14 protein-coding genes are annotated in these 12063 nt (G+C 59.0%); 6 read left to right on the top strand and 8 right to left on the bottom strand.

The window, feature by feature from the left end; translation table 11 throughout:
• Nucleotides 1-609: GntR family transcriptional regulator (locus ERD80_RS21505; protein WP_136548483.1), on the bottom strand; the 609-nt coding region annotated here is incomplete at its 3' end.
• A 136-nt stretch (nucleotides 610-745) separates the two neighbouring features.
• Between ERD80_RS21505 and ERD80_RS21500 the strand changes: the two genes are divergently transcribed.
• From ERD80_RS21500 to tatE, 6 genes are all read left to right on the top strand, one after another.
• Nucleotides 746-1705, top strand: coding sequence for a nitrate ABC transporter substrate-binding protein (locus ERD80_RS21500; RefSeq protein WP_021508595.1), 960 nt, complete (start codon nucleotides 746-748; stop codon nucleotides 1703-1705).
• A 2-nt stretch (nucleotides 1706-1707) separates the two neighbouring features.
• Entirely contained in the window at nucleotides 1708-2502 is a 795-nt protein-coding gene (locus tag ERD80_RS21495; protein ID WP_136548481.1) for a deaminated glutathione amidase, read from the top strand.
• A 22-nt stretch (nucleotides 2503-2524) separates the two neighbouring features.
• Nucleotides 2525-3412: an ABC transporter substrate-binding protein gene (locus ERD80_RS21490; RefSeq protein WP_136548479.1), complete on the top strand. Its 888-nt coding sequence runs from the start codon at nucleotides 2525-2527 to the stop codon at nucleotides 3410-3412.
• Nucleotides 3409-4368 (top strand): amino acid ABC transporter permease, encoded by a 960-nt coding sequence (locus tag ERD80_RS21485; protein WP_021508592.1) that lies wholly within the window; start codon nucleotides 3409-3411, stop codon nucleotides 4366-4368. Before ERD80_RS21490 ends, ERD80_RS21485 begins: the two co-directional genes overlap by 4 nt.
• Nucleotides 4365-5135, top strand: coding sequence for an amino acid ABC transporter ATP-binding protein (locus ERD80_RS21480; protein WP_132465584.1), 771 nt, complete (start codon nucleotides 4365-4367; stop codon nucleotides 5133-5135). The genes ERD80_RS21485 and ERD80_RS21480 overlap by 4 nt, the downstream gene beginning before the upstream one ends.
• 98 nt (nucleotides 5136-5233) lie before the next feature.
• A complete protein-coding gene (tatE, locus tag ERD80_RS21475; protein ID WP_010618871.1) occupies nucleotides 5234-5437 on the top strand; it encodes a twin-arginine translocase subunit TatE in 204 nt (67 codons plus the stop codon).
• Nucleotides 5438-5514: 77 nt separating this feature from the next.
• On the opposite strand, the gene ERD80_RS21470 is transcribed toward tatE, so the two are convergent.
• The 7 genes from ERD80_RS21470 to rodA form a co-directional block, all read right to left on the bottom strand.
• Complete coding sequence (locus tag ERD80_RS21470) at nucleotides 5515-6564, bottom strand: hypothetical protein (protein ID WP_136548477.1); 1050 nt, start codon at nucleotides 6562-6564, stop codon at nucleotides 5515-5517.
• A gap of 155 nt (nucleotides 6565-6719) precedes the next feature.
• Nucleotides 6720-7685 carry a lipoyl synthase gene (lipA, locus tag ERD80_RS21465; RefSeq protein ID WP_058781252.1) on the bottom strand — a complete coding sequence of 322 codons (966 nt, stop codon included), beginning with the start codon at nucleotides 7683-7685 and terminating at the stop codon, nucleotides 6720-6722.
• Nucleotides 7686-7861: 176 nt separating this feature from the next.
• A complete protein-coding gene (gene lipB / locus ERD80_RS21460; RefSeq protein WP_136548475.1) occupies nucleotides 7862-8512 on the bottom strand; it encodes a lipoyl(octanoyl) transferase LipB in 651 nt (216 codons plus the stop codon).
• 69 nt (nucleotides 8513-8581) lie between these two features.
• On the bottom strand, nucleotides 8582-8845 hold the full coding sequence (gene ybeD, locus ERD80_RS21455; protein WP_010618866.1) for a DUF493 family protein YbeD: 264 nt from the start codon (nucleotides 8843-8845) through the stop codon (nucleotides 8582-8584).
• 93 nt (nucleotides 8846-8938) lie between these two features.
• Nucleotides 8939-10150 carry a D-alanyl-D-alanine carboxypeptidase DacA gene (gene dacA, locus ERD80_RS21450; protein ID WP_021508587.1) on the bottom strand — a complete coding sequence of 404 codons (1212 nt, stop codon included), beginning with the start codon at nucleotides 10148-10150 and terminating at the stop codon, nucleotides 8939-8941.
• A 118-nt stretch (nucleotides 10151-10268) separates the two neighbouring features.
• Nucleotides 10269-11363 carry an endolytic peptidoglycan transglycosylase RlpA gene (gene rlpA / locus ERD80_RS21445; protein WP_058769434.1) on the bottom strand — a complete coding sequence of 365 codons (1095 nt, stop codon included), beginning with the start codon at nucleotides 11361-11363 and terminating at the stop codon, nucleotides 10269-10271.
• Nucleotides 11364-11373: 10 nt separating this feature from the next.
• Nucleotides 11374-12063 (bottom strand): rod shape-determining protein RodA (gene rodA, locus ERD80_RS21440; protein ID WP_168926309.1); only part of this gene is annotated, 690 nt, incomplete at its 5' end.

The raw sequence follows: 12063 nt of genomic DNA, 5'->3' as shown, positions 1-12063 counted from the left end.
GGCACCGATGTTGTCGAGCATATCCAGCAGACGCGTCGCGGTCGGATCTTCAATCACTACCCGATCGCCGGGTGACAGCAGCGTCTGCACTATCAGGTTCATGGCATCGAAGCCGCCATCGGTCGCCAGCCACGCCTCCGCCGGACAGGGCCAGCGCGGCGCAATGGCCGCCTGCAGCTGTGGCGAAATCGCCTCACGCTGATAGCTATTCAGCTGCGGTGACGCCAGCCCGGCCAGCATCGCCGGGCGCAGGTCCGGCAGCAGTGCCGGATCGGGCGCAGCCATCGCCAGCGCGGCTTTGACGTTTTCACCATAGTTGCCAATTTTCTCAAAGCGGACCGGTCGCGGCATCACACTGTTGCCGCACACCCAGATTCCGCTTCGCCCTTTACCCGCCAGCACTTTCTGCTTTTTCAGCTGCGCCCAGGCCGCGGATACCGTGGCCGGACTCACGCCCAGCCGTTCCGCCAAATCGCGCACCGCCGGCATCTGCATGCCCACGGCAATCTGTCCGTCGCGAATCAATGTTGACGCGGCGAGGGTAATGCCTTTGACCGAGGCGTCGTTAATCTGCTGGCTGAGCCACTCTGCATCCACAATTTGCGTCATAAGAAAAAGCTTTGTTCAGTAACAAAGAAATGATTGTTCAGATTAGTATTCGCGTTTTAGACTCAAATTCAAGCACAATTTGCAGAAAAAATGCACAGCGCCAGCGTGGCGGCTGAACAAACGGAGAAGCACAACGATGATCACTATCAGACTGGCGGTGCGCGACTGGGATTACTTCACGCCGCTGGCGCTGGGCGATATTCAGCCACAGGGCTTCAGGCTGATCATTGACCGCGTAGGCACGCTGGTAGATAACCTGGCCAGCAGTGAACACTACGAAGGCGGTGAGGTGTCGTTCAGCCGCTATGCGCAGGCACGGGCGCGCGGCGACAATTCACTGCTCGGCCTGCCGCACTTTCTGATGCGTGGCTTTCGCCAGCGCTGCATCATCACCACCACCGCCAGCCCGCTCACCACGCCAGCCCAGCTGAAAGGCAAAAGAATCGGCGTTACCGGCTGGCAGGACTCCGGTAATACCTGGACGCGCACCGTGCTGCGTGAAGCGGGCGTCGATATCAACGACGCCTTCTGGTTTGCCGGACGCCTGACCGCTGATCATCCGATTGTTGACCGGCTGGCGGGATTTGGTCGCCCGGGCCGCATCGAACCGGCGCCGGACGAGCGTCCGCTGATTGAACTGTTGAAAGCCGGCGAGCTGGATGCGGTGTTCACGCCGTTTATGCCTGAGGGTTTTTTCCTGAAAGATTCCGGTCTGCGCCAGCTGCAGGCGGATTTCGTCAGTGCTGAGCGCGACTACTTCAACCGCGTCGGCTATGTGCCCGGTATTCATCTGCTGGCGCTGAAGCCGGCGCTGGCGGCGGCGCATCCGTGGCTGCCGCAGGCGCTGAGCGAGGTGATCGATCGCGCGTATCAGCTGTGGATGCGCAAACGCGAGAAGTACGCGGATACCACGCCGTGGCTGCTGGATGATTTGCGACGCACCGCGCAGGAATTGCCTGCCGACTGGAATCAAAACGGATTTACCGCTAACAAAAGGATGATTGCCGACTTCGCCCGTGAGCTGTTTCAGCAGGGCTTAACCACAACGTTGCTCTCGCCGGAGGAGATTTTCCCGGCGGCGGCCAGAGGGGAGTGAAGATGAAAGTAGCCATGGGGCAGTTCGCCGTTAGCCGCGAATGGCAGGAGAACACCGCCATTTGTCGCGGTCTGATGCAGGATGCGCTGGCGGCGGGCGCCGATCTGCTGGTGCTGCCGGAAGGCGTGCTGGCGCGCGATATCGCCGATCCCGATCTGGTGTTAAAAGCCGCACAGCCGCTGGACGGGCCGTTTGTCAGTCAGCTGCTGGAAACCAGCAAAGGTAACGCGCTGACCACCATGATGAGCGTGCACGTGCCGGCGCAGGATAACAAAGCGCACAACGTGCTGATTGCTCTGCGTAATGGCGAAATCATCGCGCAGTACGTCAAGCTGCATCTGTACGATGCCTTCGCCATGCAGGAGTCGCAGCGGGTCAATCCGGGTGATGCCGTGCCGCCACTGGTTGAGGTGGCCGGCATGAAAGTCGGGCTGATGACCTGCTACGACGTGCGTTTTCCCGAACTGGCGCGCCGGCTGGTGCTGGACGGTGCCGACGTGCTGGTGCTGCCTTCCGCCTGGGTAAAAGGACCGTTAAAGGAGATGCACTGGGAACTGCTGACCAGTGCGCGCGCGCTGGAAAACACCTGCTACATGGTGGCGGTAGGCGAGTGCGGGCCGCGCAACATTGGTAACAGTCTGGTGATCGATCCGCTTGGCGTGGTGATTGCTAAGGCACCGGAGTGCGCTGCACTGGTGTTTGCCGAACTGGATCCGGCCCGCATCGCCTACGCCCGCAGCGTGCTGCCGGTACTGGAAAATCGCCGCTTTGCCCGTCCGGAATTGCAATCACTTTGACCTGCCTGGGGGAAACTGACTGATGAAAATGCTTTTAACCGCCATCGCGCTGGCGACCGGCCTGACGGCGAGCGTCGCCCAGGCTGCGGACGCCATTCCGACGCAAAAAATGGATAAGGCGCTGCACGATCGGCTGCCAGCGCAGATCAAACAGGCTGGCAAAATGATCTCGGTAAACAACGGCTCCTTTCCGCCGTATGAGATCGTTAACGGGCCGCACTCAATGGATGGCGCCTCGGCCGATCTTACCGTGGCGCTCGGCCAGCTGCTGGGCGTGAAAATTGAACACGCGACGGTGAGCGGTCTGTCCGGCGTACTGGCCGGCATTAATTCCGGACGCTATCAGATGGCCATCGGGCCGATAGGTGATTATCCGGATCGCCAGCAGAAGGTGGACTTCATCGACTACGTGCAGGAGTTCGTGGTGTTTGGCGTGCAGAAGGGCAATCCGGCGCACATCAACGGTCTGGCAGATACCTGCGGCAAGCGCATCGCGGTAATGGCGGCCGGTTCGGCGGAGCAGGTGATCCGCAAACAGTCAGCCGCCTGTGAGGCTGCGGGCAAACCTGCAGTCGTGGTGCAGTCCTTTACCGATCAGCCTTCGTCGATCCTGGCGGTGCGCTCGAAGCGTTCGGATGCCTTCTTCTCCTCGCAGGCGCCGCTGACCTATTTCATTGAGCAGGCGCAGGGGCAACTTGAACTGTCTGGTCAGGGGCAGAAAAACGGCTTTGGCGATATCTTTCAGGGCACGGTCGTTCCCAAAGGCTCGCCGCTGGGTGAGGTGGTGCTGGATGCCTACAAAGAACTGTTTGCCAACGGCACCTACGCGGCCATCATGAAAAAGTGGAAGCTGGACGGCAACATGCTGCCGCAGCCGGGACGTAACCTGGCGCAGGAGACGGCAAAATGAGTGCCGTCGGCCCCAACGCGCGCCCCACGGATCAGGCTGACGTGCCGCAGCGCGACGTCGCTTTTGCCCGTAGCGCGCCCGCGTATGGACGCTGGGTTAGCTGGATCGTGGTCCTGACGCTGGCAGCGAATGGTCTGTGGCTGGTGGCGACCAATCCCAATTTTGAGTGGCACGTGGTGCTGCAGTGGTTTACCGAAGGCTCGGTGCTGAAAGGGCTGCAGGTGACGCTCGGGCTGACGGTGGTGTCGATGGTGCTGGGCACCCTGCTGGGGCTGCTGCTGGCGGTCTGGCGGCTGTCAGAGAATAAACTGCTGAGCGGCGTGTCGGCGCTCTACATTTGGTTCTTTCGCGGTACGCCGCTGCTGGTGCAGCTGATATTCTGGTACAACCTGTCGACACTGTTTCCCACGCTTTCGATCACCGTGCCGTGGACAGACATCACCTTTGCCAGCTGGAACACTAACGATCTGATCACGCCGCTGACTGCCGCCATCGCCGGTCTGGCGCTCAACGAGGCCGCCTATATGGCGGAGATTATCCGTGCCGGCCTGCTGTCGGTCGATCACGGTCAGGTTGAAACCACTCAGGCGTTTGGCATGAGCCGCAGCCGCGCGCTGCGGCGTATCATCATTCCACAGGCGATGCGCGCCATTATTCCCCCGACCGGCAACCAGCTGATTAGCATGATCAAAGCCACGTCGCTGGTGAGCGTCATCGCGATGGGCGATCTGCTCTATTCGGTGCAGGCCGTTTACAACCGTACCTTTGAAATCATTCCGATGCTGATGGTGGCAGTGATCTGGTATCTGCTGATTACCTCGATCCTCAACGTCGGCCAGTCAGCCATTGAGCGCTACTACGCGCGCGGCAGCAAACGTACCGTGGTGGTGAACAAACGACGCGCCAGCAGTGACACGGCGCTGGCTGCGGCCCCGCGTTTAAAGGAGGACGTATGAGCGAGATTCAGCCGCTGGTGCGCGCGCGTAATGTGCAAAAGAGCTTCGGTGATAACGCGGTGCTGAAAGGCATCGACCTTGATGTGTTTCCGGGCGAAGTGGTGGTGATTCTCGGGCCTTCGGGCTCCGGTAAGTCGACCTTTCTGCGCTGCATTAATCATCTGGAAGAGATGAATGCCGGCTCGATTATGGTGGGTGACGAGCAGATTGGTTATGCGCTAAAGCGCGGCCTGCTGCATCGCCTGTCGGCGCGGAAAATTGCCCATCAGCGGCAGAAAATCGGCATGGTGTTTCAGCAGTTCAATCTCTATCCCCATATGACGGTACTGCAAAACATCATGGAAGCGCCGATTGGTGTGCACAAGTTCCCACGCGATGAGGTGCTGCAACACGCGCGTGAGCTGCTGGCAACGGTCGGATTGAGCGATAAAGCCGACGCCTGGCCGCGGCATCTGTCGGGGGGGCAACAGCAGCGCGTGGCGATTGCCCGTGCGCTGGCGATCAAACCACTGCTGATGCTATTTGATGAACCGACCTCAGCGCTGGATCCGGAACTGGTGGGGGAAGTGCTGGCTACAATGCGTACGTTAGCCGATCGCGGCCTGACCATGATTGTGGTGACGCATGAGATTGGCTTTGCGCGTGAAGCTGCCGATCGTGTGGTGTTCATGGATGGTGGCGTGGTGGTGGAACAGGGACCGCCAGAGCAGGTGATTGGCAATCCGCAGCATCCGCGTACCCAGGCGTTTCTCAGCCGCTTTATCTGACCGTGAGGTCTCACTCTGTTACAGATTGCAGTTGAGCGTGGTGAATAACTGCGCGTTAATAGTGCTGTCCGTTTTTCGCGAAGGTTGAAAGGTAAAATATGGAAGGTATCAGTATTGCCAAACTGCTGATCATCGGTGCGCTTATCGTACTGCTTTTTGGCACCAACAAGTTACGTTCACTGGGTGGCGATCTGGGTTCCGCAATCAAGGGCTTTAAAAAAGCCATGAAAGATGATGAATCCACCGCAACCAAAAGCAGTGCCGAAGAAACGCCTGCTGAACGCGTCGGCCATAAAGAGTAATCTCTGCGCTGAACGTCAATAAGTGTAAATATTTATTACGTTAAAAAACCAGACTGCCACAGTCTGGTTTTCGTTTTTTAGTGCCAGACAATGTGATGTTCCAGCGGTTCATCCCAGCCTGGCAGGTTGCCACCGTGATCGCCGCTGGCGGTTAGCGTGCTGTCAGCGCTGTGCCACTCATCCAGCCATGCTTCGCTGAAGGTCAGCGGCAGAAGAGCGGGCGCAATATCATCCTGCTGCATCGCCAGTTCCATCAGTGCACAATCAATCGCGCTGAGATCGCTGTCATCAATTGGCGTGATAATAGCGGCAGGCTGCGGCAGTACGGTAATCAACTTATTGTAACGGCTGCTGACATGCCCCTGTTCATCGACGAACTCTGCACTGAATACATGCTGTGCCGCGCTTAAATCGGCGGGCTGAGCGAACTGCCAGTGACCCTGTGCGTCGCCCGTTACCACCTCGATCAGCACATTATCGATATAAATATGCACCTGATCGCCGGCAGCCAGCGTGCCGCTAAACATTTTCGGCTCACCGCTGTCATCGTAATCCACCACATAGTCGGGTTGCTGTATGTCGCGCAGCACAGCCACCTCTGGCAGACTCAGCGGCTGCCGGGCTGGGAGCGTGGGGACAGGCGACGGGTGGAGCGTCTGATGTTCAGCTGTATACCATGCCGCAGGCAGCGCGCTGACCAGCGACAGCGCCGGGCTGAGCGCCGGAACCTCAGGCAGGCTGTGCCAGACGCTCTCGCCGGCGGCCTGCTGCGCTGACTCCAGCGGCGGCAGCGCTGGCAGCAACGGCGTTTCATCCGGCGTTACGCTGCGCAGTTCGGTGAACGGCAGTGCGGGCGCGGGCGCAGACGCAAGCTGCGCGCTTTGCGGCAGGTGCAGATGAATTTCGTCGTAGCGGTGGTCGATGCTGATGGCGGTTGCAAGAAACGCCAGTTCGCACGACGCATGGGGCGTCACGAACGGATTAGTGATATCCATGGGCGTGGTACGCGCTTTTAGCGCATCCAGGCTTTCGCCCGACGCGCCGCTTCGCGGTCTACCAGAGGATGGACCTGACACATCCGCCGCCCGCATAAAATCGAGCTCATCGATATGAAAGGATGATTGCATAATCTGACCTTTATGAAAAAAACACTGAGAAAATAAAATAATAAACAGGCTCTTATGGCCTCAGCGGTTAAAGCGACAGATTTGCGACAGGAATTAAGCGGTTTAAGCAGAATTTTTGCGATTGCGCCGCAGCAGGGCGCAATCGCGGCAGGAGATTACTTCACTTCCAGGCCTTTCGCCTGCATATCAGCGTGATAAGACGAGCGGACGAAAGGACCGCAGGCGGCGTGGGTAAAGCCCATCGCCAGCGCTTCTTCTTTCATCTCATCAAATTCAGCCGGGCTGACGTAACGCTGTACCGGCAGGTGGTGACGGCTTGGCTGCAGGTACTGGCCGAGGGTCAGCATGGTGACACCGTGGCGACGCAGATCGCGCATCACCTCGATGATTTCCGCATTGGTTTCCCCGAGACCGACCATCAGACCGGATTTGGTTGGCACGTCCGGATGCGCCTCTTTAAAACGCTCCAGCAGCTTCAGCGACCACTCATAGTTAGCGCCCGGACGCACCTGACGATAGACGCGCGGTACGTTTTCCAGGTTATGGTTGAACACATCCGGCGGCGTAGCCGTGAGGATCTCCAGCGCGCGATCCATACGCCCGCGGAAGTCCGGCACCAGCGTTTCAATTTTAATGCTCGGGCTTTTTTCGCGGATGGCGCTGATGCAGTCAGCAAAGTGCTGTGCACCGCCGTCACGCAGATCGTCGCGGTCCACCGAGGTAATCACAACATAGCGCAGCGCCATGTCGGCGATGGTTTGTGCCAGCTTCAGCGGCTCGTTGGCGTCCGGCGCGTTTGGCCGACCGTGTGCCACATCGCAGAACGGACAGCGGCGGGTACAGATGGCACCGAGGATCATAAAGGTGGCGGTGCCGTGGTTAAAGCATTCGGCAAGGTTAGGGCAGGAAGCCTCTTCACACACCGAGTGCAGGCCGTTTTTACGCATCGCCGCTTTGATGCCCTGAATGCGGCTGGAATCCGCAGGCAGCTTGATCTTCATCCACTCCGGCTTACGCAGGATTTCCTGGCGTTCGGTGACCACGGTTTTTACCGGAATCAGCGCCATTTTGTCGGCATCGCGATACTTGACGCCACGTTCCATCTGAATTGGTTTACTCATAAATCTGCAGGTTCCGGTCGGGATTGCGATTTGAAAGCTTCCTCACTCAAACTGAGAACCAGGCTTTCAACTTTATTTGAAAAAATTGCAAAAATTATATCATCTCGCCGGGGCAGAAGCAGCCGATAAGCCGTGGCGAAAGTTACAATTTTGTAAATGCGCACGTACGGTCAAGGTCAGCACGCGGCCTCATCATGCCATTCCGTGTCGCTAAAGCCGGTCAGGCGCGCGAAATGCTGCACCAGGCGCGGTTGCACGTCCGCCGGCGTGACGCCGGGCTGGAAAGCGCTGATCTGCGTCATCTGCATGCCGGCATAGCCGCAGGGATTGATGCGCAGGAAGGGCGCCAGATCCATCGCGACATTGAGCGCCAGACCGTGAAACGAGCAGCCTTTGCGGATGCGCAGGCCGAGCGAACAGATTTTCGCATCGCCAACGTATACGCCGGGCGCATCCGCACGCGCACGCGCGCTGATGTCGTAATCAGCCAGCGTAGCGATGACCGTCTCTTCCAGTGCGGTGACAAGATCGCGCACGCCCAGCTTGCGGCGTTTAACGTCAATCAGTACATACATCACCTGCTGGCCCGGGCCGTGATAGGTTACCTGGCCGCCGCGATCGCTCTGTACCACCGGAATATCGCCCGGCACCAGCACATGTTCGGCTTTGCCCGCCTGGCCCTGAGTAAACACCGCGGGGTGTTCCACCAGCCAGATTTCATCGGCGGTGGCGCTGTCGCGCCGATCGGTAAAGTGATGCATGGCATCGGAGACGGGCTGCCAGTCGCGCTGGCCAAGCTGACGAACAAGAAGCGTATTAGCAGACAAAGCAGAAGTCCGGTAGCGAGTGGAGGGCAGAGTATAACGCTGGCAAAGCGGCCTTTACCAGCGTCAGCATTACAGCACCATGCGCACGATTTCGATGTTGCCCAGCTCTTCGTACAGGGTTTCCACCTGTTCGATGTGGGTGGCGTTAATGGTGATCGAGACCGAGTGATAATTGCCTTTGCTGCTGGGCTTCACGTCAGGGCTGTAGTCGCCGGGCGCATGACGCTGCACCACTTCAACCACTTGATCAACCAGCTCCGGTTGCGCCAGGCCCATCACTTTGTAGGTAAAAGGCGTCGGGAATTCGAGCAGTTCATTCAGTTTGGTTTTCATATTAACTCCGGTGCATAAAAAACAGGCTCCCGCCGAAGCGGGAGCAATATAGTAGCTTATCTGGGGACGGGGTGGCGATTTTTCAATCGCGCCTTAGCCGAACCAGTGATGGAACATCAGTTTGATGTAATCGATGATGCGGCTGAAGAAACCGCCTTCCTGCACTTCGTTCAGCACCACCAGCGGACGCTGTTCAATGGTTTTACCATCCAGCTGGAAGTTGATGCTGCCCACGACCTGGTTTTTCTGCAGCGGCGCGTGCAGTTCGGTGTTGTTCAGCACGTAACTGGCCTTGAGGTCTTTCATGCGGCCGCGCGGGATGGTCAGGTAGGCATCTTTTTCCACGCCGAGCTGCACGCGATCGCTGTTGCCAAACCATACCGGCTCAGACGCAAACTCTTTGCCCGCCTTCAGCGGTGCCACGGTTTCGAAGAAGCGGAAGCCCCAGGTCAGCAGCTTTTTACTTTCGGTTTCACGGCCTTTGAAGGTGTGACCGCCCATCACCGCCGAGATCAGACGCATCTGGCCTTCGGTCGCTGACGCCACCAGGTTGTAGCCGGCGGCTTCGGTGTGGCCGGTTTTGATGCCGTCGACGTTCAGGCTGGTATCCCACAGCAGGCCGTTACGGTTCATCTGGCGGATGTTATTAAAGGTGAACTCTTTCTCTCTGTAGACCGCGTACTCATCCGGCACATCGCGAATCAGCGCCTGGCCAATCAGCGCCATGTCACGCGCCGTACTGTACTGACCGTCAGCATCAAGACCGTGCACGGTCTGGAAATGGGTATTTTTCAGGCCCAGCGCACCCACGTAGTTGTTCATCAGGTTAACGAACGCGTCCTGGCTGCCGGCAACGTAATCGGCCATTGCCACGCAGGCGTCGTTACCGGACTGCAGCACAATACCGCGCGTCAGCTGAGAGACCGGTACGCGATCGCCCGGCTTGAGGAACATCAGCGAGGAGCCTTTGAACACCGGATTGCCGGTTGCCCAGGCATCTTTACCGACGGTAACAATGTCATCCTGATGGATTTTGCCCGCTTTGACCGCCTGGCCGATGACGTAGCTGGTCATCATTTTGGTCAGACTGGCCGGGTCGCGGCGCGCGTCCGCGTTCTTTTCCGCCAGCACTTTGCCGGAGTTATAGTCGATCAGCACGTAAGCTTCGGCATCGATGTCCGGCACGCCCGGAATCATGGTTTTCAGATTAACATCATCTGCAAAGGCAACGTGGCTGAGGGAGAGAGCGACCAGTGATCCCACTGTCAGGCGTTTCAGAAAACGAGAAGGTTTCAGCGTATTCATGTTCAGGACTACAGCATCCGTGGGGTTAAGAGTGAAAAAAGTGCCTTACTATAGCAAAGCTGCCATCGTGCGACATCTGGCTTTATGCCTCAGTGTCAGCAGGCAAGGGCACGGCCCGTCACATTGACGGGCGGGCCGTGGTAATAAAGGAGCTGATCTGCGCTTCAGTGCTCAGACGCTGCTGCAGCGCCGCGGCCTGAGCCCGGCTGCTGAAACCGCCAAGCTGCACGCGGTAGACGTTGCCATTGGCTTCCACCGCGCCGGGTACACCAAAGCGCTGGCCAAGGCTGTCCGCCATCTGCCGGGCGCGTGCGGCATCATTCAGGGCGCCAACCTGTACCACAAAACCGCTGCCGGCATGGGCGCTGGCGTTATGGCTGGCCAGAGCCGGACTCGCTGCCGCTGCCGGTGCGGCAGGGCTGGCGGCAACCGCTGTGGCCGGCGCGCTGCCTTCCAGTACGCCGCTGGCTAACGGCTGCGGTGCGCCGAGAAAGCCGCTGCTCTGCACCGGTGCGCCGATGTTGCCGTTGCTCTGCAGTGAACTGTTATCCACCGCGCGAACGTCCTGTGCGGCAGGCGCTGGCGCGCTGCTGGCGCCGGTCATCACCATGCCGCCGCTCAGGTCAGGCCGCGCCGGCAGCGCATAGCTCTGTTTGGCCACGGTGGTGCCGATGGTGCCCGGGCCGGACACCGAACCGTCCGGCGCTACTTTGATGTAATCCACCCGTACGCGGGTGTTATTGGAAATATTCAGGCGATCGCCCGCGGCGCGCGACAGGTCGATAATCCGGCCCGGCGTATAAGGGCCGCGATCGTTGACGCGCACCACAATCTGCCGGCCATTGGCCAGGTTGGTGACGCGCACGTAGCTCGGCAGTGGCAGGGTAGGGTGTGCGGCGCTTAACGCGTCCGGATCGTAGGTTTCACCCAGCGCGGTGCGGTTGCCCTGCGCCTCTTCACCGTACCAGGTTGCCAGACCAACTTCGCTGTAGTTGGACGGATCTTTAATCACCCGGTAGGTTTTGCCGTTGACGCTGTAGTCCTGGCTGGTAGAGGGATTGATCGGCTCATAGCGCGGCTCCACGCCTGGAATCTCCACCACCGGACCATTGTAGGCCGGCTGCGGCGGGGCCGTGTTCGTCTGCTGTTCCGGTGTGGAACAGGCAGCCAGTACCAGTGATGCCAGAGCAACCCCAAGCCAGTCCTTACGCATGTGCAGCCTCTTAAACGCTTTTAGATAACATTTTTCGATGAGTGTGGATCGACATCACGATGCCAAATCCGGCCATTAATACAATCAGCGCCGATCCGCCGTAGCTCACCAGCGGCAGCGGCACGCCAACCACCGGTAAGATACCACTAACCATGCCAATGTTAACGAAAACATACACAAACAGAATCAGCATCAGGCCGCCGGACATCACGCGACCAAAGGTGGTTTGCGCGCGTGCGGCAATCACCAGCCCGCGCATGATCAGCAGCAGATAAAGTACCAGCAGCAGCAGGACGCCCACCAGGCCGAGCTCTTCCGCCAGCACCGCGAAGATAAAGTCGGTGTGACGTTCGGGCAGAAACTCCAGCTGCGACTGGGTGCCATGCAGCCAGCCTTTGCCGCGCAGTCCGCCGGAGCCGATAGCAATCTTGGACTGAATAATGTGGTAGCCGGCACCGAGCGGATCGCTCTCCGGATCGAGCAGCATCATCACGCGGTCGCGCTGATAATCGTGCATCAGGAAGAACCACAGAATCGGGATGAACGCCGCCACCAGCAGCACGGCCACGCCAATCAGCTTCCAGCTCATGCCCGAGAGGAACAGCACAAACAGGCCGGAGGCGGCGATCAGAATGGAGGTACCGAGGTCCGGCTGCGCCGCCACCAGCAGCGTCGGCATGAAAATCAGCACCAGCGCGAT

Origin of the sequence: Pantoea sp. R102, assembly GCF_004916815.1 — a bacterium.
Classification (GTDB): Bacteria; Pseudomonadota; Gammaproteobacteria; order Enterobacterales; family Enterobacteriaceae; genus Pantoea; species Pantoea dispersa.
Note: the sequence above shows the minus strand (reverse complement) of the source record. Positions and strands in the feature narration are given on the sequence as shown.

Bases quoted from the DNA above. Each gene is read 5' to 3' on its own strand.
- ERD80_RS21500 (WP_021508595.1), top strand. From the start codon at position 746: ATGATCACTATCAGACTGGCGGTGCGCGACTGGGATTACTTCACGCCG.
- ERD80_RS21495 (WP_136548481.1), top strand. From the start codon at position 1,708: ATGAAAGTAGCCATGGGGCAGTTCGCCGTTAGCCGCGAATGGCAGGAG.
- ERD80_RS21490 (WP_136548479.1), top strand. From the start codon at position 2,525: ATGAAAATGCTTTTAACCGCCATCGCGCTGGCGACCGGCCTGACGGCG.
- ERD80_RS21485 (WP_021508592.1), top strand. From the start codon at position 3,409: ATGAGTGCCGTCGGCCCCAACGCGCGCCCCACGGATCAGGCTGACGTG.
- ERD80_RS21480 (WP_132465584.1), top strand. From the start codon at position 4,365: ATGAGCGAGATTCAGCCGCTGGTGCGCGCGCGTAATGTGCAAAAGAGC.
- tatE (WP_010618871.1), top strand. From the start codon at position 5,234: ATGGAAGGTATCAGTATTGCCAAACTGCTGATCATCGGTGCGCTTATC.
- ERD80_RS21470 (WP_136548477.1), bottom strand. From the start codon at position 6,564: ATGCAATCATCCTTTCATATCGATGAGCTCGATTTTATGCGGGCGGCG.
- lipA (WP_058781252.1), bottom strand. From the start codon at position 7,685: ATGAGTAAACCAATTCAGATGGAACGTGGCGTCAAGTATCGCGATGCC.
- ybeD (WP_010618866.1), bottom strand. From the start codon at position 8,845: ATGAAAACCAAACTGAATGAACTGCTCGAATTCCCGACGCCTTTTACC.
- dacA (WP_021508587.1), bottom strand. From the start codon at position 10,150: ATGAATACGCTGAAACCTTCTCGTTTTCTGAAACGCCTGACAGTGGGA.
- rlpA (WP_058769434.1), bottom strand. From the start codon at position 11,363: ATGCGTAAGGACTGGCTTGGGGTTGCTCTGGCATCACTGGTACTGGCT.